A 22380-nucleotide genomic window follows, 5' to 3' on the forward strand; every position below is an offset into this window, starting at 1 on the left:
CCCTGCAAGTGTTCGGACGGAAGGTGTGTGAGCATCTGAAATGTCCGAAAACACCATGCTGCAAGTGTTGTTGTGGCGTTGTTTGGAGTTCTGATGCGACCTTGCACACCACCGTGCAAGTGTTTCACGCACTGATTGAGGTAGGTGAGAATACGCCGAAACACCACCCTGCAAGTGTTCCAAAACGGCCGTTTTGGGCGGTTTTTCCGTCAGATCAGGGTTCACACCACCCTGCAAGTGTTTTCGAAACGGAATACCGTCGAGCTGTGGTAGAAACGGGTGAACACACCAGTCTGCAAGTGTTCTACACACTGCAGCGGGGGACAGATACCAGATAACCACCTGTATGTACTCCTCTTTCACTGTCTATTGTGGGGACACACACCACCCTGCAACTGTTCTGGACGCCACAATAGAGAGACCGCCGCTGGACACACACACACCACCGTGCAAGTGTTCTGGCGTGTGAGCCGACGGGGGTGGCTACGTGAACTGCCAGAGGTTCTGTTGCTCGTCGTCAGTAGTGTCCGGTGCCTCGAACTCAGTCGCCTCGTCTTCCAGGTAGTGTTCGAGAATCCCGTTGACGTTGCTCGGTACGGCATCGCTGTAGGAGGACTGGAGTGCAGCGTTGATGATGTCGGTCGGGTCATCGGTGACCTCGTAAATGTACTTGCGGCCGCCCTTACGACCGAGATTGCGTTCCGCAGAGCGGACCAGCCCCTGCATCGAAAGCTGGTCAAGGAACTCGTAGATCTTCCGCTCGGATTTCACGCGGCGACCGCTCGACTCCGCAATCGAAGAATAGAGATTGTAGATCCGCTTCGTTGACGCCTCGTGTTTCGGCTCGATAAGTGCGAGCGTCGTCGCGAGATAGGTCAGCGCCTGCTGTGAACTCAGATCGTGTTCGAAGTAGTCAAGCAGTTCGTCGGTTTCGATGGTGTCTGTTGCCCGTCGTGTATGCGCTTCCGTCACACCATCTGCACCCTCCATCCGCGCGTACTCCCCAGCCTTTTCGAGGATTCGGAGTCCCTGCCGAACGTCACCGCGTTCTTGTGCAGAGAAGGCCGCTGCTAGCGGGACGACGTCTTCGCCGAGCACGTCCTCCCGGAACGCAATGTCAGCGTAGTAGCCCAGAATGTCGCGAAGTTCGGTCGCGTCGTACGGGCCGAACTTGATCTCTCGCTCCCCCAGCGTTGATTTCACCTTGGGTTCCAACACGTCAACGAACTTGAGGTCGTTCGAGATACCGATGAGCCCAACCTTTGCATCGGTGATCGGCGTATTCTCGTTCGCTTCAGCTCGCGGCAGTTCGTAGAGAAAGTCGTTCCGTGCGTCCGCTGGAATGTTGTCAATCTCATCCAGAATTATCAGAACGTTCCCGCCCACAGCCTCTATCTCTTCGTAGAGGAACTCGAAGACGCTGTCAGTGCTGTAGCCACTCTCCGGGAGCTGGTTCTCAGGATCCCGGAACTCGTTGACGAGCGTATTTACCAGTGCATACGCCGACCGATAGTTCCGGCAGTTAATCGGACCGACAACGGTGAGCGGGATATCCTCAGCCTCGGCTTTCTCTTCGAGTTTGTCCCGTACCCACTTCGTGACGGCAGTCTTGCCGACCCCTGTTGGACCGTAGACGAAAACGTTGTTGGGGTCGTGGCCGACGATGACGTCCTGAAGCGCGTTGATGTAGAACTCGATCTCTTCGTCGCGGTGGAAGATCGTATCCGGCGTGAACGTATCTTTTTTCAGCGGTTGCTTTCGTTCGAAGATCGCATCAGTCCCATCGAACGGGTTCTCGTTCACGTCGACCATCGTATCCCATCTTTTGAGTGACTGTATATAAAACCAGTGACCACCGTTCAAGTGTTTCAAGTGTTTTCACGTCGGGAAGTCACACACCACCCTGCAAGTGTTTCTCCGATTCCACTCGAAAACAGCCACGAGCAGTCTGCTACACCGATATCTGACCTAGCGTACTTGACTCCTGCGATTCTTCATTCTCTGGCCATAGAACAGATCTAGAACTAGAATATAATCTTATATCTTATGGTATATGAAATTTTGTCTGGCTAATGTTGGACAGCAGATTCTATAGAACCTAGACTAAGGGCGCTCTATAGCGTCTAAATCTGTATATAACTGTCTTGACTCGATCACATAGTCTCGACGGGACAGAACAATCTTCCGTTTATTTAAGTATGGCCAAGTGGCTCCACCCCTCCCCACCCCCCACCCCTGCAAACTCCGAGAACACTTGCAGGGTGGTGTGTGTGGGTCCTGCTCTGCCACGAACATTTTAGTATAAAAGCACCTCGATGTCTATACGGCATGAAACCCCATTCCACAGCGAAACGCGGGTGATGCATCAGGCCAGCCCACTGCACATGGCACCGTCTTTACTTTGTGACAGTCCGTAGACATCGTATGGACGACCTCGCAGTGACATCCGTTGACCGGGGCCGCGTACAGGCTGACCGAAACTTCGTCGTCGACGGATACAGCGTCGCAACGGCCTCGCACCGCAACCCGGAGCACGAGTACGAAACGTACGTTGTGTGGAACCTCGTTATCGAAACACCGGAGCTAACGGTCCTCTGGGACACCGGCTCTCACCCGGAGGCCGGCGACGGGTACTGGCCGACCCCGCTGTACGAGGCGTTCGCACACGTCAATGCCGCCGAGCATCCTTTGCCAGCAGATCTCGAAGACGCAGGCTACAGGATCGACGAGATCGATGCAGTCGTGATGAGCCACCTGCATCTAGACCACGCCGGCGGCCTGCGCAACTTCGCGGGAACGGACGTGCCGATCTACGTCCACCGCAAGGAACTCCCATACGCGTACTACAGCGCCAACACGGACGACGGCTCTATCGCCTACCTCGCCAGTGATTTCGATCGCGACCTGAACTGGGAGATCGTCTACGGCGACAGCTATCACCTCACTGACGGTATCGAACTGCTTCACCTCCCCGGCCACACGCCCGGGCTCATGGGTGCATTCGTCGACCGTCCGGACCGGCCGCTCCTCGTCGTCGGCGACGAAGCCTACGTTGAGGCGAACTACGCAGGACAACCCATGGCGACGAGTCTCCTGTGGAACAACGGCGCATGGAAGGAGAGCCTCGAACGGTGTCGCGACCGCCAGCGTGCCACAGGGGCTGAAGTGCTGCTCGGACACGACCTTGCGGTGTTTGAGAATGTATCCGGCACGACGGACTGAGACGCGGCCCGCATCAGGTCAGTCCGAGACAGCGACGAGCGTCCGGCGCTCCCCGTCATCGGTCGCCACGATCCATTGGTCGTCGTGACGCTCGATAACGGCCCAGACGCCCAAAAGGAGGTGTAAATCCAGTTCGAGACCGTTGACGCGCTCCCCAGTCTCTTGGATACAGAATTCTTGGGACTCAGCAATGTTCGTCATGTCACAGGCGAGACGGGAGCCAACGGCGAGCCGTGATAATGGTCGTGTTGCCCGGTTCGAACGCAGCGTTCACTGTTCGAGATAGCCGTACGTCTCCTCCAGATAGTCGATGATCCAGTCGACCGTGGACTCGTCGTAGGTCCAGAAGCCGTAGAACTCGCGCGGTTCGCGCTCCTCGGCCAGCAGGGCGCACTTCTGGGTTGGGTCACCGCCGCCGTCGAACACGACGAACCACGAGTCGGCAATCTCGTCCGATCGTTCCAGATGCAGCGAGAACGTACTGTACTCGGGCGGCTCGATGTCGGGGACAGCATAGGCGTGAACGTCCACATCGGTCTCGCCAAGCCGTTCGTAAAGGTCGAGTTCGCCCTGAAGCGTAGACAGCGTCTGAAAGCCGGCATGTAACGTTCCCTGCCCCACTCGCCACGCGCGGTCCTCGATTTCGCGGGACGCGGCGGTCATCCGCTGGATTGACCATGAAGTGAACATGGTCTCGTCGAGGTGGTCGAGAATCGACACGTACGGGCTGTTATCGCGCGTGATGTACTGTCGACCTTCGTTGAGCGAGTCTGTGAACGAGTTGAGGCTCGCGGCCGCGATGACTTCTGTATCCTCGCTGAGGGTGATAAACTCGCCCGGTCGCCCGCTCTCAGTCTGCTCGGTCTGAACGTGGACATTACGGTCCGCGAAGCGCTCGCGAAGGTCTTCGGCCGCTGTCGGCCCAGCGTTAAAGATAGTCAGCGTCTTCTGATGGTCCTCGACGCCGGTGATGAGTTCCGTTAACGACATCCTCGACTGTACATCGGTATTCACCGTGTTAGTCGTTGCGGGAGGGAGTTACGCTACTTACTAGTAGTGGCTGACACGTGCGGCTCAGGCGGAGATATTGACCCTGTGAATATGTCCCAACAGTGACGAACCCCCATTTCGAAAACGGCAATCTGAGGTGCCTGAGACGAAAGATAACGATTAATGAGTGGTTACATAGTGGAAAATCTTTAGTCATGGCCCCCCAACGGAATGGTACGGCACCAGAGCTGGGGCCGAGGATTTCACAATGACAGACAACGAACTAATCTGGCGAATCGCCGGTGGTTCCGGTGACGGAATCGACTCGACAAGCCAGAACTTCGCGAAGGCCTTGATGTGGTCGGGGCTGAACGTGTTCACACATCGTCATTACCCGTCGCGTATCCGCGGCGGCCACACGTACGTAGAGGTACGTGCGAAGGACGAACCGGTACAGTCTCGCGGGGACGGCTACAACTTCCTGCTCGCACTGGGTGACTCGTTCGCCCGGAACCCGCAGGAAGAGGCCTACTACGGCAAAGAAGAGCTGAAACCGCTGTACGAGAACTTCGACGACCTCCGAGAGGGTGGCGTTCTCCTCTACGACGAGGGACTGCTCGACGACGAGGACGTCGACGAGATCGGTCTCGAAGAGGCCGCCGAGGAGAACAACTGGCACGTCGTCCCGATGGACCTCCGCGGCATCGCCAAGGAGCACGGCCGCGAGATCATGCGGAATACGGCCGGTATCGGCGCGACCGCAGCCATTCTCGACATCAGCACCGACGAGTTCGAGAAGCTCATCAAACAGAACATGAGCGGCGACATGCAGGAGGCGAATCTTAACGTCCTGCACGACGCCTACGACGCCGCCAGCGAACTCGATGTCGACCACGACATCGAGGTTCCTGAGGACTCCCACGACGAGGAGCAGGTCATTCTCTCGGGCTCGAACGCCATCTCCTATGGCGCAATCGACGAGGGCTGTCGCTTCATCTCGGGCTACCCCATGACTCCGTGGACCGACGTGTTCACGATCATGTCACAGCACCTGCCCGCGTTCGGCGGGATCTCCGAACAGGTCGAAGACGAGATCGCGGCCGCCGCACTGGCGCTCGGTGCGTCCCACGCTGGCGTGAAAGCCATGTCCGGGTCCTCCGGTGGTGGCTTCGCGCTGATGTCCGAACCGCTCGGACTGGCAGAGATGACCGAGACGCCGATCGTGCTGGTCGAAGCGATGCGAGCCGGCCCCTCGACGGGAATGCCGACCAAGCCCGAGCAGGCTGACCTTGAGCACGTCCTGTACACGTCACAGGGCGACTCCGCCCGCGTCGTGTTCGCACCGGCGAACATCCGCGAGTGTTACACGCAGACACGCTCGGCGTTCCGCATCGCCTACGAGTACCAGATCCCGGCTATCGTCATCTACGACCAGAAGATCCAAGGCGAACTCCGGAACCTCCCGGCCAGCCACTTCGACGAGGAACCGAACGCCGACCCCGGATCGGTCCTCACCGAAGAAGAGATTCAGGACGCAGCACACCACTCCTCCGGGAAGTTCCAGCGGTTCCTTCACGAACCCGAGGACGGCTCGAACGTCAGCCCGCGCTCCGTGCCGGGCCAGAAGGACGGCCGTTTCCTCGCGACGGGCAACGAGCACAACCCATCGGGCCACATCAGCGAGGACCCCGAGAACCGCATCGCCCAGATGAACCGTCGACTCAACAAGCTCGACGACATTCGTGCTGATCTGGACGAGAACACGTCTCACCAGACCTATCACGGACCCGAGGACGCCGACTACGGCATCCTCGTGTGGGGCAGCCAGCAGGGGACCGTCTTCGAGGCCGTCGACCGACTCAACGAGAACGGCCATTCCGTGAAGGCGCTTGGCGTCTCCGACATGGCCCCGTACCCGAAGGAGGAAGTCTCCGAGTGGCTCGAATCAGTCGACGAGGCGCTTGTCGTCGAGATGAACGCGACGGCCCAGTTCCGCGGTCTGACCCAGAAGGAACTCGGCAAGTACGGCGACAAGATGTCGAGCCTCCTGAAGTACAACGGCAACCCCTTCGAGCCCGCCGAGATCGTCGACGGGTTCGAATCCAGCATCGACGGCGAGGAACTCGCCGCGAGCAACATGAAGTACGTACCCGCGGCAGGTGACTAACCTATGAGTGCATTCTCAGCAATCAACGAAGAACGCGAAATCGAGCGCGACGAGTTTACACCCGGCATCGAACCCCAGGCGACCTGGTGTCCGGGCTGTGGCGACTTCGGCGTCCTCAAGGCGCTGAAGCAGGCCATGCCGGAAGTCGGCAAGAACCCCGACGAGGTCGCGCTGTTCACCGGTATCGGGTGTTCGGGGAAGCTCAACAGCTACTTCAACAGCTACGGCTTCCACACCATCCACGGCCGCTCGCTGCCCGTCGCCCGGGCCGCGAAGCTCGCCAACCCTAACCTCGAAGTCATCGCAGCCGGTGGGGATGGCGACGGCTACGGTATCGGTGGGAACCACACCATCCACACGGCTCGTGAGAACCACGATATGACGTATATCGTGTTCAACAACGAGATCTTCGGGCTGACAAAGGGCCAGACATCCCCGACATCGCCGAAGGGCCACAAGTCAAAGACACAGCCCCACGGCTCGGCGAAGTCGCCGATCCGCCCCCTGTCCCAGCAGCTCAACGCCGGCGCGACCTACATCGCCCGGACCGCGGCTGTCAACCCGAACCAGGCAAAGGAAATCATCGCGGAAGCCATCGAGCACGACGGCTTCGCACACATCGACTTCCTGACCCAGTGTCCGACCTGGAACAAGGACGCGAAACACTACGTCCCGTACACGGACGTCCAGCAGTCCGACGAGTTCGACTTCGACGTCTCGGACCGCGCGGAAGCCGCCGAGATGATGCGAAAGACCGAGGAGCGACTGTACGAGGGCGAAGTGCTCACCGGTCGGATGTATATCGAAGACGAGCGCCCGTCCTACGGCCAGGAGAAGCGCCAGATCGGTGAGATGCCAGAGGAACCGCTCGCAGAGCGGTACTTCGACGAGGACGCCGAGTGGGAGCGGACCTACGACAACCTCCTCGAACACCACAAATAACGCTCGCTGCCGGACTACGGATACCCCCCGAACGTGGGTTTCTGGTTCGGAAGATATTTTTTCATGCACCGAAAAGATTAGTCCATGAGTGCCGAGTCTACGGAGCGTCGAATCCTGTCGGTCCTTGAAGAGGACGCACAGGCCTCGTACGCAGAAATCGCGGAGCGAGCGGAGGTATCGAAGCCGACAGTCCGGAAATACATTCAGAAACTCGAAGAGGAGGGCGTCATCGTCGGCTACTCCGCCGATGTCGACCCGAAGAAGCTGGCGGGCCAGTCGATTGCACTAGTTGGGATCGACATCGCGAGCGACTGCTACGTTGAGGCCACGCGGAACCTCAAAGAGATTCCGGAGATGGAGGAGCTGTACACGTCTAGCGGCGACCATATGCTGATGGCAGAAGTTCGGGCGATGGATGGGGACTCGCTGGCGGACGTGATCGAAGACAAAATCCTCGCCCTTGACGGCGTTACCGCCGCGCATCCGTCGTTTCTGCAGGAACGGCTGAAGTAACGGGTTTTTAGACGCTCCAGTGCTGACTGCACGGTATGCTTTCTCGGCTGGTGCTCGGACTCGGGCCGACGGCCGCGGACCTTCTCGACGCGATTAGCGACGCCCGCGGCGAGCTGGCAGTCGTGACCCGGGATGAGCACCGTGCTGAAACGCTCCGGGCGGACGGTATCAACGTGCTCGAAGCCGACCCGGCCGACCCGTCTGTTCTCGCCAACCTCGACCTTCACCCCGAGAGCGTCATCGTCGCTAGCGAGGATCCCGAACAGAACGCCGACACGACAACGGCTGCCCGCGACTGCTTTCCCGACGCGTTCCTCCTCGCATACGCCGGCCGCGGCGCGACAGCCGACCAGCGCGACCGACTTGACAGCGTGGCGGACCGACTGGTCACACCGGAGGCCGTCGTCACCGGCTACGTTACCCAGTCGGTCGGTGACGAGGGAACGCGGGCCAGACAGCTCCATCAGGTTCTCCGGGACATTGACGACCATCTCGCTGTCGTCACGCACGACAATCCCGACCCTGACGCGATTGCCAGCGCTGTCGCCCTCGGCGCGCTCGCTGAACGAGCTGACTGCGAGGTGACGCTCTGTTACTACGGGGAGATTTCCCATCAGGAGAACCGGGCGTTTGTCAACCTCCTCGAATTCGACCTCCGGAACCTCGATGCCGATTCACCGGACGAACTGGAAGCGTTCGACGCGTTCGCACTAGTCGATCACTCCAGAGCCGGTGTCAACGACCAGCTCCCGCCGGAGACTCCCATCGATATCGTTATCGACCATCATCCGCCACGCGTTCCGATCGAAGCCCGCTTTGTCGATCTTCGGAGCGGCGTCGGGGCGACGAGCACACTGCTAGTCGACTACCTCCAGCGGTTCAACGTCGACATTCCAACACACATCGCAACGGGCCTGCTGTTTGGTATCCAAGTCGACACGAAAGACTTCCGGCGGGAAGTCGCTGCCGCGGACTTCGAGGCCGCCGCGCATCTTGTGACAAACGCCGACATGGCGACGCTCCAGCGCATCGAAGACCCGAGCGTGAGCCCGGAGACGCTGTCGGTCATCGGCCGCGCGATTGCGAACCGTGACCAGGAAGGGTCAGTGCTTCTGACCGGCGTCGGCGAGATCAGTGACCGGGACGCGCTCGCGCAGGCGGCTGACAGGTTACTCGACCTCGAAGGCGTCCAGGCGACGATGGTGTACGGCGTCGTCGATGGGACGATATACGCATCTGCTCGGGCACGTGGGGCGGATATCGACCTTGGCGAGGCGCTGCGGGATGCCTTCGGACAGATCGGGTCCGCCGGCGGTCACGCCGATATGGCGGGTGCACAGATTGATCTAGGGATGATCACCGTCGACGACCGCGAGGAATCGCTGGAAGAGATTGTCCGCTCTATCGTCTCAAATCGGTTTCTCGACGCGATCCAGTCGCGGTCCCACCGGCTGCTCGGACGTGTCTATGCCCGCGCTGACTACGACGTGGCCGCGTTCACGGAGTCGACGGCGCTTAGTCAGGACAGCGAAGACACCCCAGCGACGGCCGAAGGTGCATCTGGGGAGTCTGGCGACGACAGCACAGCGGACTGGAACAGCGATGTGATGTTCCTAGAGAACGGTGACGAGGGCAGTGGCGGCGAGTCAAAACAAGCGGATGACGCGGCTGATCCGACGGACGACGAGACAGAACAAGGAGAGGACAGCCCGGAAACACTCGTCGAACCCGACGACAGCGAACCGCTGTAGGCGAGCCTTTTTTGCTGTCGGTTGAGAACTCCGTGCCGATGGAGGACTCGAATCGGCCGACGGTCGGAGACTATATGACACGCGAGGTTGCCACCGTCGAACTCGATGACACCGTCGGGGAGGTCGCCCGACGAATCGCCGATAATGACCACTTCAGCGGGTTTCCGGTGACTGACGGTCGCCGTGTTGAGGGGTTCGTCAGCGCGCGCGACCTGCTGCTCGCAGAGGACCATGAGCCGATGTTCCGCGTGATGACCGACGACATCCTTGTCGCGCACCCGGACATGGCCGTGCAGGACGCAGCGCGCGTTATCCTGCGGTCGGGTATCCAGAAACTCCCGGTTGTCGACGACGCTGGCCACCTCGTCGGGATCATCTCAAACGCCGACGTGATCCGCTCGCAGATCGAGCGGGCGACACCGGGCAAAGTAGACAAGCTCGGCCGGACGCTCGAGAATATCCACGGGATCACGACACACGAAGGCCGCCGTGAGGTGGACCTCGATGACCTGACGCCAACACAGACAACTGTGTACGCCGACGAACTCGAAGGCCGGGTGTACGAACTGGAACGGGGACTGGCGGAACCACTCGTCGTCATCGACAACGGCGGAGACCTCCTGCTGGCGGATGGCCATCACCGCGTGAAAGCCGCTGCTAGACTCGACATCGACGAGATGGACGCCTACGTCATCGTCCTCGACGAGACGGTCGAACTGGGGATGGCCGAGACGGCCGCAGACTCCGACCTAGAGTCAATCGACGATATCGAGGTCGTCGACTACGCGCACCACCCGCTCGTCCAGACGACAGAACGACTCCAAGACTAGTCCCCAGCGGTGTGACTGACGGTAGCATCCCTCGTTGCCCGAACCTTCTTACTAAATCATGACATACACCGCAGTATGTTCGACGAGTCAGACCTCCAACGCATCCGCGAGCAGAAAGACGAGTGGGAAGCCGAGACGCTGGACCCCGTGCTGGACGCCTACGGCGAACGCAAAGAACAGTTCGCAACGGTATCAAACCTCGATGTAGACCGGCTGTACACGCCACGTGACGTGGATGACCTCGATTATGAGGAAGACATCGGCTTCCCCGGCGAGGAGCCGTTCACACGCGGTGTCTATCCGACAATGTACCGCGGCCGGCAGTGGACGATGCGACAGTTCGCGGGCTTCGGGACCGCTGACGAGACCAATGAGCGGTTCCACTACCTCATCGACGAAGGCCAGACCGGGCTCTCGACGGCCTTCGATATGCCGACGCTGATGGGGATTGACTCTGACGACGTGATGGCCGACGGCGAGGTGGGCAAGGAGGGTGTTGCCGTCGACACGCTTGCCGACATGGAGCGACTGTTCGACGGCATCGATCTCGGGGAGGTCTCGACATCGTTTACCATCAACCCCAGCGCTCCCGTCATCTATGCGATGTACATCGCGCTGGCCGACCAGCAGGGCGTCCCACGCGAGGAAATCCGTGGGACGCTCCAGAACGATATGTTCAAGGAGTTCATCGCACAGAAGGAGTGGGTAATTCCGCCGGAGCCGTCGCTGAAGCTCGTCACCGACACCATCGAGTTCGCCAGTCAGGAGACGCCGAAGTTCAAGCCCATCTCGGTGTCGGGGTATCACATCAGGGAGGCCGGCTCGACAGCCGTACAGGAACTCGCGTTCACCCTCGCGGACGGCTTCGCCTACGTCGAGGACTGCTTGAATCGCGGGCTTGAGGTCGACGAGTTCGCCCCACAGCTCTCCTTTTTCTTCAATTCGCACAACTCCATGTTCGAGGAGATCGCGAAGTTCCGCGCAGCCCGGCGTATCTACGCCCGCGTGATGGACGACTGGTACGACGCGGAGGCCGACGCGAGCAAGCAACTGAAGTTCCACACCCAGACCGCCGGACAGTCACTGACCGCCCAGCAACCGCTGAACAACATCGTCCGCGTGACGATTCAGGCCCTCGCTGGTGTGCTGGGCGGGACCCAGAGCCTGCACACCAACAGCTTCGACGAGGCGCTGGCGCTCCCGTCCGAGCAGGCCGTTCGCGTCGCGCTCCGGACACAGCAGATCATCGCGGAAGAGTCGGGGGCCGCCGACATTGTCGACCCGATGGGCGGCAGTTTCGCCATCGAGTCACTGACCGACGAGGTCGAAGAAAAGGCAATGGCCTACATCAATCATATCAGAGACGAACTCGGCGACGGGTCGGTCCGCGACGGCGTCATTCAGGGAATACAGGACGGCTATTTCCAGCGTGAAATTCAGGACGCCGCCTACGAGTACCAGCAGCGCGTCGAGAGCGAGGAAGAAGTCATGGTCGGCGTCAACAAGTACACCGTGGAAGAGGACACCGAACCCGAGATTCTCACCGTCGACGAGGACGTACAGGAACGCCAGCGAGACAAGCTCGCGACGGTCAAGGCAGAGCGAGACGACGCGGCCGTGGAAGCGGCCCTCGACGAACTGCAGCAAGTGATTACCGACGGCGGGAACGTCATGCCCGTCATCATCGACGCGGTGAAAGCCTATGCGACGATGGGCGAGATCATGGCTGTCTTCGAGGCAGAATACGGGAGCTATCAGGAGACGGCAAGCGTCGCGTGACTGTCAGATCACACGCTCCACTGTCGCTTTAACCACTGTTTCAAAGGATGAAGTGACCCTTCCATCATTCCCTTTCACGCACACTGATACGACCCGAGCTGTTCCCGGTCAACGGATTCGGGTCCGCTCAGGTTCGTCGACTCGGTCAGGAAGATCAACTCCACGCGTTCCATCGTGTCGTCGTGGCTTTGATTCCACCGGGAACACAGATACGTTGCGAGCGACCGTCGAAGACTGGGTTCGTGACGGGCTGTCCCGAGGAACTTCTTCCAGCGCTGGTTCGGGAACCGGTCGGACACCTCCGGCGGCCGAGAGAGATTGACTGTTTCCCCGGTAAGCGCATCGACCCGGTTCCCGGACTCCAGAGGTGCCGGGGCCGCGTACCACCACGTTTCCTGTGGTGGATCTGGCGCGAACATATTCCAGCTCCGGTCCTCGATTCTGTCCGGCGTCCCCGTCGGTGCGGCAACGAAGCCGACCGCGACAGCGTTGAGAAGGACAATCGCGACGATACCGAGCACCGCTAGCGACTGTGTCGTCGTAGGGAACCAGGCCTGCGGGGGACCTGTCGCGGACTCCGGCCACCGCGGGCGCAATGCTTCGATAGCGGTGGGCCAGCGATCCGCGAGCGCGTCCCAGAACGACGGCGGAAAAAACAGGACCAGTCCGAGAATCGAGACGAGCGGGAACACGCCAAGAAGGAACGAGAGTGCGATACAGATATGGGCGGTAACGAACGCCACGACCAAGCCTGTCCGATATCGCCCGGTCCAGATGAGCAACAGCGGGGACCCAACGAGCAAGCCGAGCCAGAGCCAGTTCCCCAGTACCAGCGCCGGGTCCCAGCCCGCGACCACGTCACCGGCGCGGACAGTGAGATGATCCAGTTGGAACACGTACCGTACCGCAGTGCCACGGTGCCAGTACGTACCGCGAAACTTTATCAGGCTGTTCGTCACGTACACGGCCAGCACTTGCAGGAGGATGCCTGCAGTGCCGGCGGTGGCGACCCGTGTCGCAGACTCTGGCAGCTCATCGTCCCAGCCACATCCGAGCGGAAGCAGGAGACTCCAGAACAGCAGCCGGCGAAGCAGTGTATCGCCGGCATTGAGGACGACGGGGTTCCGAAGCTGTATTGAGACGAGCAAGATGAACGCGATGCCCGCGCTCAGGCGAGGGCGGTAGCCGACAACCAGCGCCACTCCTGCAAGCGCCGTCAGTCCGAGGGCCACCAGTGGGAGCCAAGCAGCCCCCGAGACAGCAAGCGGTGACATGTCTCCCAACACCGGATACAGTTCAGTCAGTGTTGAGCGTGGGAGCACGCCGCTATCGGTGTAAAACGCGCCGAGATCCGACCACCGCAGAGCGATGTCGGCGAGGAGACACAGCCCAAGCGCCACTCTGAACGCTGCGAGCGCACGTCGGTCGATAGCGATTCGGCGGGCTAGCCACTGGTGGAGGGCAAATTCGGGACGCATCTGTGGGGAGGGCGACGAGACACCGACTTGATGTCTCGTAGCTGACTAGGAGCCGATTATCAGTCGTATTAAATTAAAGTAACGGAACATAGGAATCAGGCAGCAGAAGGCCGGAAAAGGGTACTATCAGTCGCTTATACAGCAGCGTATGATGTCACACCGCCCCTCAGGAACTGGCTGCGTCGTCAATTCGCTCGGAGACGTACACGACGAGGCCAAGCAACACGCCAAGGACGATGCCGATAGTGACAAATCCGTAGATAGCGACGCCAAACGGCGTCGGTGGCAGTGCGATCACACCGAACAGTTCCGGTTCGAGGTCTTCCGGTCGGATACTACCGAGTACGAATCCCATCACACCGGCAAGAACAACAATCGCAACGTACAGGCGAAGGACAATTTGCTGCCCGGATCTGGCCTCGACTTGGTCGCTCATGTGAGAACAACGGTTCGGAGACGATTAGCCTTTTTCACTTCCACGCCGTAGCTATCCTATGTCACAGAAGGAGCTACTGTTTCTCGTCTTGACCGGAATCGCGCTCATGATGTTCGTGACGGCTATGGTGCTTGTTTCCGGGGCAAGCTAATAGGTACTGTCAGTTCGGTTGTGGCTACGAACGAAAAGAAGCAGGCGAAAACAGAATTTGGGACGCTTACGAGTCGTCTTGTTCTTCCTGGCCGCCGTCAGCAAGCAGCGACGGGTCCTTCTCCGGCTCCTCAGCTTTGAGCTGCTCGTCGAACCACTGGAACTCGCGGTCCAGCATGCCGTCGCGTTCGAGGTTCCACGGGTCGCCGTCCTCGACCTTCGGGCCCTCAAGCCAGGACTGGACGATGTTCCAGACAAAGAACAGCTGACCGATGAACAGGATGAGCGCACCGACGGTCGCCAGCTGATGGAACGTCGAAACCTGCGTCAGCGGTGCGATAGCACCGTCAAACTGGTAGGTGGCGTACCGCCGTGGCATTCCCAGGTAGCCCAGTGCGAGCATTGCGAAGAACGTGATGTTGGTTCCGACCATCGAGAACCAGAAGTGGGCCTTCCCGAGGGTACGCTGGTACATCCGACCAGTGAACACCGGGAACCAGTAGTAGATGCCAGCGAAGGCCGCGAATCCGATGGCACCCATCACGATGTAGTGGAAGTGACCCACGACGTAGTAGGTGTCGTGCAGGATCAGGTCGACAGGGATGGAGGCGAGGAAGACACCCGTCACACCGCCGAGGATGAAGTTCGAGACGAAGCCGATACAGAACAGCATCGGCGTCGTCAGGCGCAGGCGGCCGTTCCACATCGTTGTGATCCAGTTGAACGTCTTGACTGCACTCGGTATTGCGATAGCCAGCGAGACAGCCATGAACGACGCCCGGAGCCGCGGGTCCATGCCCGTCGAGAACATGTGGTGAGCCCAGACGCCGAAGGACAGCACGCCGATTGCGAGCGTCGAGTAGACGACGAACTTGAAGCCGAACAGCTTCCGGCCCGAGAACTTCGGCAGGATGAGGCTAACCAGTCCCATCGGCGGCAGGACGAGGATGTACACCTCTGGGTGGCCGAAGAACCAGAACAGGTGCTGCCACAGTAGCGGGCCGCCACCTTCGACGGCGAAGAACGTCGTCGCGAGGTTCCGGTCCAGTAGCAGCATCACGATTGCGCTCCCCAGTAGTGGGAAGGCGAACAGGATCAGGGCGGACTGGGTGAGAATCGTCCACGAGAAGATGTCGAGATTCGCCCAGTTGACCTCCTCGTCGCGCTCCGTGAAGATGGTCGCGATGAAGTTGATCGCCCCCATCGTCGCTGCAACACCCGAAAGGTGTAGCCCCAGAAGCATCAGGTCGACACCAGGGTTCGCCTGCTCAACGGACAGCGGCGCGTACATCGTCCAGGCCGTCCGGGCCGGTTCGATCATGTTGTCGGTTACCGGCGCGAGGAAGAACCCTGCCCAGATTAGGAGTGCGGCCGGCGGGAGAAGCCAGAACGCAATGGCGTTGATACGCGGGAACGCCATATCGTCAGCCCCGATGAGCAGCGGGATGAAGTAGTTCGCGAACGCCGCGATGATGGGCGTCCCGAACAGGAACAGCATCGTGATACCGTGACTCGTCAGGATGGAGTTGTAGGCATTGTTGCTGAGGATGGCCCCTCCGGGCGTAACGAGCTGGAGGCGGATGAGCATCGCCATGATGCCGCCCACGGCGAATGCGATGACCGCGTACACTCCGTACAACAGACCGATATCCTTGTGGTCGACAGTTGTTAGCCAGCGAATGATACCTGCGGGTTTCTCACGGTTGATGACTGCCGCCTCGTCACCCGTGACGGCCCCGCCACCCGCGAGCGGCGTATACGAACGCCAGTTCTCGACACGGGTGAGAAGCGCGGCGACGCCGACGAGGAGGACGGCCATCAGCCCCGTCAGCACAATATCTCCTGCTACCATAGTCGTTCTTCAGGACTGGGACATTATCAAAGGGTCGATTCCTGCAGCAACGACCATAAAATACGGCTCCCATCCAGCATTACAGCTTCAGAAATAAGGGACCACTCACACTGCCGTCTGGTGTCAATAGCGGTCGGTCTTCGAAACGGTCCGTCTGAACCTATCTGCTCAGTCTTCGTGACCCAGTTCGCCGCTCTCTTTCTCGGCGTTCTCGACCGCCTTCCCCGCGTAGTAGGTCAGGACAGCGAGCAGCAGGAACATCGAGATAATCAGTGCGAACTGCAGCCCGGAGAAGACGGGATCGGTTCCGAACGCCGGGAACGCGGCGAACGCGACGATGAAGAAGAAGAGGATCCCGAGCGGGATGACGTTCACGGTGAGGTCGAGCAGGGTATCTTTTTCGAACCCGAACAGTGCCATGCCTGCTCGTTAGAACAGGCCAGTAAATAGAGTGTTGGTTTCCGAATCGGGTAGTGCCCGTCTCAGGCCGCGGTCTGTTCCATAACTGAGGCGACGCCGCCCATTGCGATCATCACAGCACCCGCCGCGGCGACAGCCACCAGCCGAGTGAAGAGTGGCCCGGTCCCAACGTTCGACAGCGCGATATCACCGACCGGAACCTGCCAGAGTGTAAACGCAACAGCGAGGACAATGAGAACGACGCCTACACCCAGCAGGGTTGGCCACGGCCGCCCCACATACCCAGACTCTGTGAGGATACCGGCGATACTACCGCCAAACAGTATCAGCCCGAAGACGGCCACTGGAAAGAGTCCGACGAACACGCCGATCTCTGACAGTGCTAATCCCAGTGCAACGAACAGCGGCCACGGACTTGCAGTCGGATACTGGTCGCTTAGTCCCGGCTCCTCTGCCATACCTATACTTCGGTTCGAATCATCATATGTCCATCGGACCGCGCCCGTGGGCACAAACTATTTGTCCACCATCCGGCTTGGTGGGAGTAATGAGTACACGCACGGTCGAACGGGTCGATGGCTGGGAGTCGGTTCCGTTCGACGGCGGGTTCGCGGGCCTACGGGACCTCGCCGGGCAGGAGTTCTCCGGCGCGGTCATCGCGGGTCCGACGCGCCTGTTCATGTTGAACGGGACCGTCGTCGGCGTCCTCGACGGCACCATCGATGATTTCGAGGACGCGTCGGGAACAGCCAAGCGGTCACCGCACGAGGCGTTGCCACTGCTTGCAGTGATGCAGGAACGCGCCGACGAGGTGAAAGCACAGTACTACACCGAAGACACGGCGCTTGCAGAAGTCGACCAGACGCTGTCGAGCGGTAACTTTACCGGCTTTATCGAACTCTCCGAGAACGTCCTCTCGGGCGACTACTACACCGTCTACCACCAAGGCCGCTCGATGAGCGTCGCGTGGGTCGGCAACTCTGACAACCTCATCACCGACGACGAGGCGTTCGACACGGCCAACGACGAGGTCGGCATCTACGAGGTCATGCCGGTCGACATCGAGCCGATCGAGATTCCGGAACCGCCGGAAGACGACACGGAGGAGCAGTCAGCGGACCCGGCGGCCACCGGCGTCGATCCGCTCGACGCTGGCGGCGAGACGGCTGTCGCCGACGTACCAGCCGACGAAGGTGCGATAGACAGCACGCCGACAGATACGGCGGCACCAGACGAACCGACACCACAGGACGATGCCAGCGACGAACTGGCGGACCCCGTCGGAGATACCGAAACCGATGGAACCCACGCTGCTGGACAGACACAGACCGCAGCAGAGTCGACACCGGACCGCGGCACTGCAACCAGCGGCCCACCGGGGTCGAAAGCCGCCGGTGCGAATCCGGGCCGGTCCCGCCGTCGTTCCGAGTCGGATGAGCAACCGGATGTGGACGAGAAGCCGAATGCGGACAGCCGGCCGGACAACAAAGCGACAGACCGGGCGACGACAGACACCGATACCGCGACACAGACGGAACCTGATTACGAGGCCACTGAACAGGAGGCCGGAGTGAGCGAGACTACCGGGGAGACCGAGCCGAAACCATCGACGACTAAGCCATCACGGAAACAGGAATCCCAGCACGCCAGCGCTCGAAGCACCCCGGCACAGAGCGATCAGGCGGCTTCGGCAGACCGTCGCGCCGAACCGGAAGACCAGAAATCGACACAGAACCCCGAGCCACAGCCGTCCCAGACACAGTCCGGGACTGGAGCGGCAACGCCGACGCCAGAGACCGGTTCTGGCGGGTCAAGTGCGGATCTGGAGACGCGCTCGGTACCGTCGCTGGACCCGAACAAGTCCGGCGGTGCGCAGGAAAGCACAGCCACCAGCGTGTCTCCCACGCAGACGCCGCCAACAGGTGGGCAACAGGCATCGAAACCGCGACGCGACCAGCCGGCCCAGAACGACCCGACGCCGTCGACGGAATCCAGCGTGCAGGGACCAGCACCGGCTCAGGAGAGCCATAGCGCACCTGCGAAAGACCCACAGCCGGGCGAGACGCCGCAGTCCCAGCCGTCGACAGGGGATCAGCGACAGCCGCCTACCGGCGAAGAATCGACACCGCGCGAGCGGGAGCGTGTGGCAGAACTCGAGTCCGAACTCGAACAGCGAGCCGAGACGGTGTCGGAACTCGAATCCGAACTCACGGATCTGGAGGCAACGAACCAAGAGCTTCGGGATGAGCGCGACCGTCTAGAGGCGGAGCTAGCCGATGCACGGGATGAGATCGACCGGCTGGAGGAGCAACTCGACGAGCAGAACGACACCGCCGCAGGTAGCGCCCGGCTCAGCGCCGGCGAGGCGATAAACGGGACGAACCTCTTCGTCAGGTACGACTCGAAGGGCAAAGCGACGCTGGAAGAAGCCAAGGACGGCGAGGCGAGCCGCGAGGAAGTCGAGGCGAACCTACGGCTGGAGTATCACACGCAGTTCGAAGCCGAGGGAGCCACGGTCAACGGGACGCCCTTCGAGGAGTTCCTCGAAGACAGCATCCAGTACCGCTTCGTCAACTGGCTCATCCGGAACCTCCTCTATGAGATTCGTGACACCGGACACGCGGGGGCGATGAAAGACCTCTATGAGGGCCTTCCAGCTATCGACCGCGCCGAACTGAACGGCAACGTCACGGTGACCTACACGGAGGACGGCCAGGAGAATCGCTCGCAGGAACGGTTCGACGTGGTCGTCCGCGACCGGATGGGGAACCCGCTGGTCGTCGCCAACATCAACGATTCGCGCGAACCGGCCTCCGAGGGACAGATGTCTGACCTCATCCGGAACGCAGAGCGGGTCGGCAACGCCTCTGGGTCGCTTGCGTCGGCGTTTCTCGTCACGAGCAGTTTCTTTGAGCCGGGCGCACTCGAAACCGCCGAAGAAGCCACCTCTAGCGGGCTGTTCAACCGCGATAAGCGGAAGAGCTTCGTGAACCTCTCGCGCAAAGAGGGCTTTCACCTCTGTCTGCTAGAAGCGAGAAACCAGGAGTTCCACCTGGCGGTCCCGGAACTCTGAGAGAGAAGCTTAACCTTCGATTTCGGCCGCGTCTTCGATCTTCATACCTTCGAGCTTATCGATGATTTCGTCGACCTTCTCGTCGAGGTCGTCAACGAACTCACCGGTCTGTTCGGTCGTGATTGCGCCCTGGCTGGAGGGCTCGATGAGGTTCTCCTCTTCGAGAACGCGCAGGGAGTACCGCACCTTGTGGTGCGGGTAGCCGGTTTCGTTGGACATCTTCACGATACCGATAGGCTCGTTCTCAATAACCATGCGAAGCACCTGCAAGTGGCGCTCCAGCATGTCAACTTCCTTTTCAAGCCTGTCTATCATGGCAATTGTTAACTTGTGTTTGCGGTATTTAAAGGTTCTCCCTCGGGTAATCGCTACAACGTTGATACGTTTGAACAGGGGTGTCTTAAAACCGTCGTAACGGTTCACATGGGTACTGCTCACGAGCGTAAATTCCGGACCGTAATCTGTTTATCACGGTGGCTGGAAGGTGCGTGCGATGACCGTAACCATCGTCGGCTCACAGCTCGGCGACGAAGGGAAGGGCGGCATCGTCGACCTGTACGGCGACGACGTAGATGTCGTCGCGCGCTATCAGGGCGGCGACAACGCCGGTCACACCGTCGTCCACGAGGGCGAGGAGTACAAGCTCTCGCTAGTTCCGAGCGGAGCCATCCGCGGCAAGGTCGGCGTCCTCGGCAACGGGTGCGTCGTCAATCCGCGAACGCTGTTCGACGAGATAGACACGCTCCAGGAACGCGGCCTCGACCCGGACGTTCGCATCGCCGAACGAGCACACGTCATTCTCCCGTTCCATCGCGTGCTCGACGGTATCGAGGAAGAACTAAAAAGCGAAACAGATGACGAAGTCGGGACGACGGGCCGGGGTATCGGCCCGACCTACGAGGACAAGGCCGGCCGCCGCGGCGTCCGCGTCGGCGACCTGCTCGATCCGGACGTACTCCGAGAGCGCCTCGAATACGTCGTTCCGCAGAAGCGAGCCGTCGTCGAGGACGTGTACGACCTCGATATCGACGAACTTGACGACCCGGCTGCTTTCGACGTGGACGCCATCTTCGAGGAGTTCCGCGAGTTCGGCCGTCGTTTCGAGGCCGAAGACATGACCGTCAATGCTGGGGCCTTCCTCAGCGCGACCATCGACGAGGGCCAGAACGTCATGCTCGAGGGTGCACAGGGGACCATCATCGACATCGACCACGGGAACTACCCCTACGTCACTTCCTCGAACCCGACGGCCGGCGGCGCGGCAACCGGGACCGGACTCAGCCCCGGTGTTGTCGGCGACGGCGAAGTCATCGGGATCGTGAAGGCATACCTCACCCGGGTCGGGAGTGGCCCGCTGCCGACCGAACTCGGCGGCGTCGTCGGCGATACGCCCGGCTACGACGAGCAGGGCGAGGGCGAAAACGAGGAGCTGGCGAACTACATCCGGGAAGAAGGCGGCGAGTACGGTACCGTTACCGGGCGGCCACGACGCGTCGGCTGGCTCGACCTGCCGATGCTGCGCCACTCTACGCGCGTCTCCGGCTTTACCGGCATCGCCATCAACCACCTCGACGTACTCGCCGGCCTCGATGAAGTGAAGGTCGGCCACACGTACACGCTCGATGGCGAGGAGCTGGCGTCGATGCCTGCGACCACCGAGCAGTGGGCCAAGTGCGAGGCGAACTTCCGGTCCTTCGACGGCTGGCCGGAGGTCGACTGGGCAGACGCCGCCGAAGAGGGGTACGACGCACTCCCCGAGAACGCGAAGGCCTACGTCGAATACATCGAATCCGAACTCGACACACCGGCCTACGCCATCGGTGTCGGTCCCGGCCGCGGCGAAACTATCGTCCGCGAACAGCCGTTCTGAGCGGCTCTTCTCTCGGATTCGGCGTTTAAATACTCACGTATCCCTATCCAGCGATGGGGCCATATTACTGGGAGAGCGGCAGACTTTTGCGACCGCCGGTCTTGGTCGAATGTATGAAAGAGGACCTGATGGAAATTATTTGCTGCCCTCTGGACAAGCACGACCTCGACCTCGAAGTGACGGAGCGCGACGACGGCGAGATTCTGTCGGGCGAACTCACCTGTACCGAGTGTAGCGAGACGTTCCCCATCGAAGACGGCATTCCGAACCTGCTTCCGCCGGACATGCGCGACGAGGCACCGGCCTGAACCTTTTTTTCCTCGCCCCGCGGAGTCACGTCCGTGCCTGACTCCCTGCCCGTGCACCTCAATCGGACGGACATCCACAGCCTGGAGGTTCCACACGAGTTCGACGCGACAGGGAGTTTCGACGTACAGCTAGTCAACCACGGCGAGGCGCTGCACGTCCATCTCCACCTCGACGACTCGCTCTCTTCGGTCGCGTCGCTCGATGCCACGAACCATCACGTGCGGGCCGAAACCGATCGATTGGCCAGAGTGACCATCGACGGTGACGGACCAGTCCGTGGCAAGCTGAAGGTCGTGACTGGATACGGCGCCGAGACTCGATACATCGACATTTATATCCCGGAAGGCGGGACGGAGAACGAACCGGTCATCGTCGACGAGGAACTGTCGAAGCCACAGCCGAAACCGGCGACGGACTCAGAACCCGGTCTCGAAGATCTGTCTTCGGGACCGATACTGGCGGCTGGCGGTTTCACGGCTCTGATTGCGGGACTCATCACGATAATACTCACTGAAAGCATGCTGCTGACCGTCGGTGCCGTACTCGCGGTCACAATCGTGCTTGGACTCCTGTTAGTCGCCCTTCGCTCGTCCTGAAG

The 22380-nt window shown here is 60.5% G+C and carries 20 protein-coding genes; 11 read left to right on the top strand and 9 right to left on the bottom strand.

Features of this window, described 5'->3' with window-relative positions:
• Window positions 1-483 precede the first annotated feature (483 nt).
• A complete protein-coding gene (locus RBH20_RS08430; protein WP_004516282.1) occupies window positions 484-1812 on the bottom strand; it encodes a Cdc6/Cdc18 family protein in 1329 nt (442 codons plus the stop codon).
• A gap of 612 nt (window positions 1813-2424) precedes the next feature.
• On the opposite strand from RBH20_RS08430, the gene RBH20_RS08435 reads away from it, so the two are divergent.
• Window positions 2425-3222, top strand: coding sequence for an N-acyl homoserine lactonase family protein (locus tag RBH20_RS08435; protein WP_306707571.1), 798 nt, complete (start codon window positions 2425-2427; stop codon window positions 3220-3222).
• Between the two features lie 18 nt (window positions 3223-3240).
• Here the strand turns inward: RBH20_RS08435 and RBH20_RS08440 are convergent, their stop codons facing one another.
• Window positions 3241-3423, bottom strand: a complete 183-nt coding sequence (locus RBH20_RS08440; RefSeq protein WP_306707574.1) for a hypothetical protein — start codon at window positions 3421-3423, stop codon at window positions 3241-3243.
• A gap of 69 nt (window positions 3424-3492) precedes the next feature.
• Window positions 3493-4212 carry a DICT sensory domain-containing protein gene (locus tag RBH20_RS08445; RefSeq protein ID WP_306707576.1) on the bottom strand — a complete coding sequence of 240 codons (720 nt, stop codon included), beginning with the start codon at window positions 4210-4212 and terminating at the stop codon, window positions 3493-3495.
• 268 nt (window positions 4213-4480) lie between these two features.
• On the opposite strand from RBH20_RS08445, the gene RBH20_RS08450 reads away from it, so the two are divergent.
• The 6 genes from RBH20_RS08450 to RBH20_RS08475 all read left to right on the top strand — a co-directional run bounded on the left by RBH20_RS08450 (window position 4481) and on the right by RBH20_RS08475 (window position 12194).
• A complete protein-coding gene (locus tag RBH20_RS08450) occupies window positions 4481-6379 on the top strand; it encodes a 2-oxoacid:acceptor oxidoreductase subunit alpha (protein ID WP_306707578.1) in 1899 nt (632 codons plus the stop codon).
• 3 nt (window positions 6380-6382) lie between these two features.
• Window positions 6383-7321 (top strand): thiamine pyrophosphate-dependent enzyme, encoded by a 939-nt coding sequence (locus RBH20_RS08455; protein ID WP_306707580.1) that lies wholly within the window; start codon window positions 6383-6385, stop codon window positions 7319-7321.
• Between the two features lie 84 nt (window positions 7322-7405).
• On the top strand, window positions 7406-7834 hold the full coding sequence (gene lrpA1 / locus RBH20_RS08460) for an HTH-type transcriptional regulator LrpA1 (protein WP_004956678.1): 429 nt from the start codon (window positions 7406-7408) through the stop codon (window positions 7832-7834).
• A 35-nt stretch (window positions 7835-7869) separates the two neighbouring features.
• On the top strand, window positions 7870-9585 hold the full coding sequence (locus tag RBH20_RS08465; RefSeq protein WP_306707582.1) for a DHH family phosphoesterase: 1716 nt from the start codon (window positions 7870-7872) through the stop codon (window positions 9583-9585).
• Between the two features lie 38 nt (window positions 9586-9623).
• A complete protein-coding gene (locus tag RBH20_RS08470; RefSeq protein WP_004956686.1) occupies window positions 9624-10415 on the top strand; it encodes a CBS domain-containing protein in 792 nt (263 codons plus the stop codon).
• 75 nt (window positions 10416-10490) lie between these two features.
• The gene (locus tag RBH20_RS08475) at window positions 10491-12194 is read left to right on the top strand and encodes a methylmalonyl-CoA mutase family protein (protein ID WP_306707585.1); all 1704 of its coding nucleotides are present in this window, start codon (window positions 10491-10493) and stop codon (window positions 12192-12194) included.
• A gap of 74 nt (window positions 12195-12268) precedes the next feature.
• Here RBH20_RS08475 and RBH20_RS08480 read toward each other — a convergent pair whose 3' ends face one another.
• The 5 genes from RBH20_RS08480 to RBH20_RS08500 form a co-directional block, all read right to left on the bottom strand.
• Entirely contained in the window at window positions 12269-13672 is a 1404-nt protein-coding gene (locus RBH20_RS08480; protein WP_306707587.1) for an HTTM domain-containing protein, read from the bottom strand.
• A gap of 166 nt (window positions 13673-13838) precedes the next feature.
• The gene (locus RBH20_RS08485; protein WP_306707589.1) at window positions 13839-14108 is read right to left on the bottom strand and encodes a cox cluster protein; all 270 of its coding nucleotides are present in this window, start codon (window positions 14106-14108) and stop codon (window positions 13839-13841) included.
• A 217-nt stretch (window positions 14109-14325) separates the two neighbouring features.
• On the bottom strand, window positions 14326-16110 hold the full coding sequence (ctaD, locus tag RBH20_RS08490) for a cytochrome c oxidase subunit I (protein ID WP_306707591.1): 1785 nt from the start codon (window positions 16108-16110) through the stop codon (window positions 14326-14328).
• Window positions 16111-16278: 168 nt separating this feature from the next.
• The gene (locus RBH20_RS08495) at window positions 16279-16530 is read right to left on the bottom strand and encodes a DUF6684 family protein (protein WP_004591910.1); all 252 of its coding nucleotides are present in this window, start codon (window positions 16528-16530) and stop codon (window positions 16279-16281) included.
• Between the two features lie 62 nt (window positions 16531-16592).
• Window positions 16593-16988, bottom strand: a complete 396-nt coding sequence (locus RBH20_RS08500; RefSeq protein ID WP_306707595.1) for a hypothetical protein — start codon at window positions 16986-16988, stop codon at window positions 16593-16595.
• An 89-nt stretch (window positions 16989-17077) separates the two neighbouring features.
• Between RBH20_RS08500 and RBH20_RS08505 the strand changes: the two genes are divergently transcribed.
• Window positions 17078-19603 carry a hypothetical protein gene (locus tag RBH20_RS08505; protein WP_306707597.1) on the top strand — a complete coding sequence of 842 codons (2526 nt, stop codon included), beginning with the start codon at window positions 17078-17080 and terminating at the stop codon, window positions 19601-19603.
• A gap of 9 nt (window positions 19604-19612) precedes the next feature.
• Here RBH20_RS08505 and RBH20_RS08510 read toward each other — a convergent pair whose 3' ends face one another.
• The gene (locus RBH20_RS08510; RefSeq protein WP_004516266.1) at window positions 19613-19918 is read right to left on the bottom strand and encodes a hypothetical protein; all 306 of its coding nucleotides are present in this window, start codon (window positions 19916-19918) and stop codon (window positions 19613-19615) included.
• A 178-nt stretch (window positions 19919-20096) separates the two neighbouring features.
• Between RBH20_RS08510 and RBH20_RS08515 the strand changes: the two genes are divergently transcribed.
• From RBH20_RS08515 to RBH20_RS08525, 3 genes are all read left to right on the top strand, one after another.
• Window positions 20097-21473, top strand: coding sequence for an adenylosuccinate synthase (locus RBH20_RS08515; RefSeq protein ID WP_306707602.1), 1377 nt, complete (start codon window positions 20097-20099; stop codon window positions 21471-21473).
• A 113-nt stretch (window positions 21474-21586) separates the two neighbouring features.
• Window positions 21587-21781, top strand: coding sequence for a methytransferase partner Trm112 (locus RBH20_RS08520; RefSeq protein ID WP_004956717.1), 195 nt, complete (start codon window positions 21587-21589; stop codon window positions 21779-21781).
• Window positions 21782-21814: 33 nt separating this feature from the next.
• The gene (locus tag RBH20_RS08525; RefSeq protein ID WP_306707605.1) at window positions 21815-22378 is read left to right on the top strand and encodes a hypothetical protein; all 564 of its coding nucleotides are present in this window, start codon (window positions 21815-21817) and stop codon (window positions 22376-22378) included.
• The last annotated feature ends 2 nt before the right edge of the window (window positions 22379-22380 follow it).

The sequence above is a fragment of the Haloarcula sp. H-GB4 genome (assembly GCF_030848575.1).
Taxonomy (GTDB): Archaea; Halobacteriota; Halobacteria; order Halobacteriales; family Haloarculaceae; genus Haloarcula.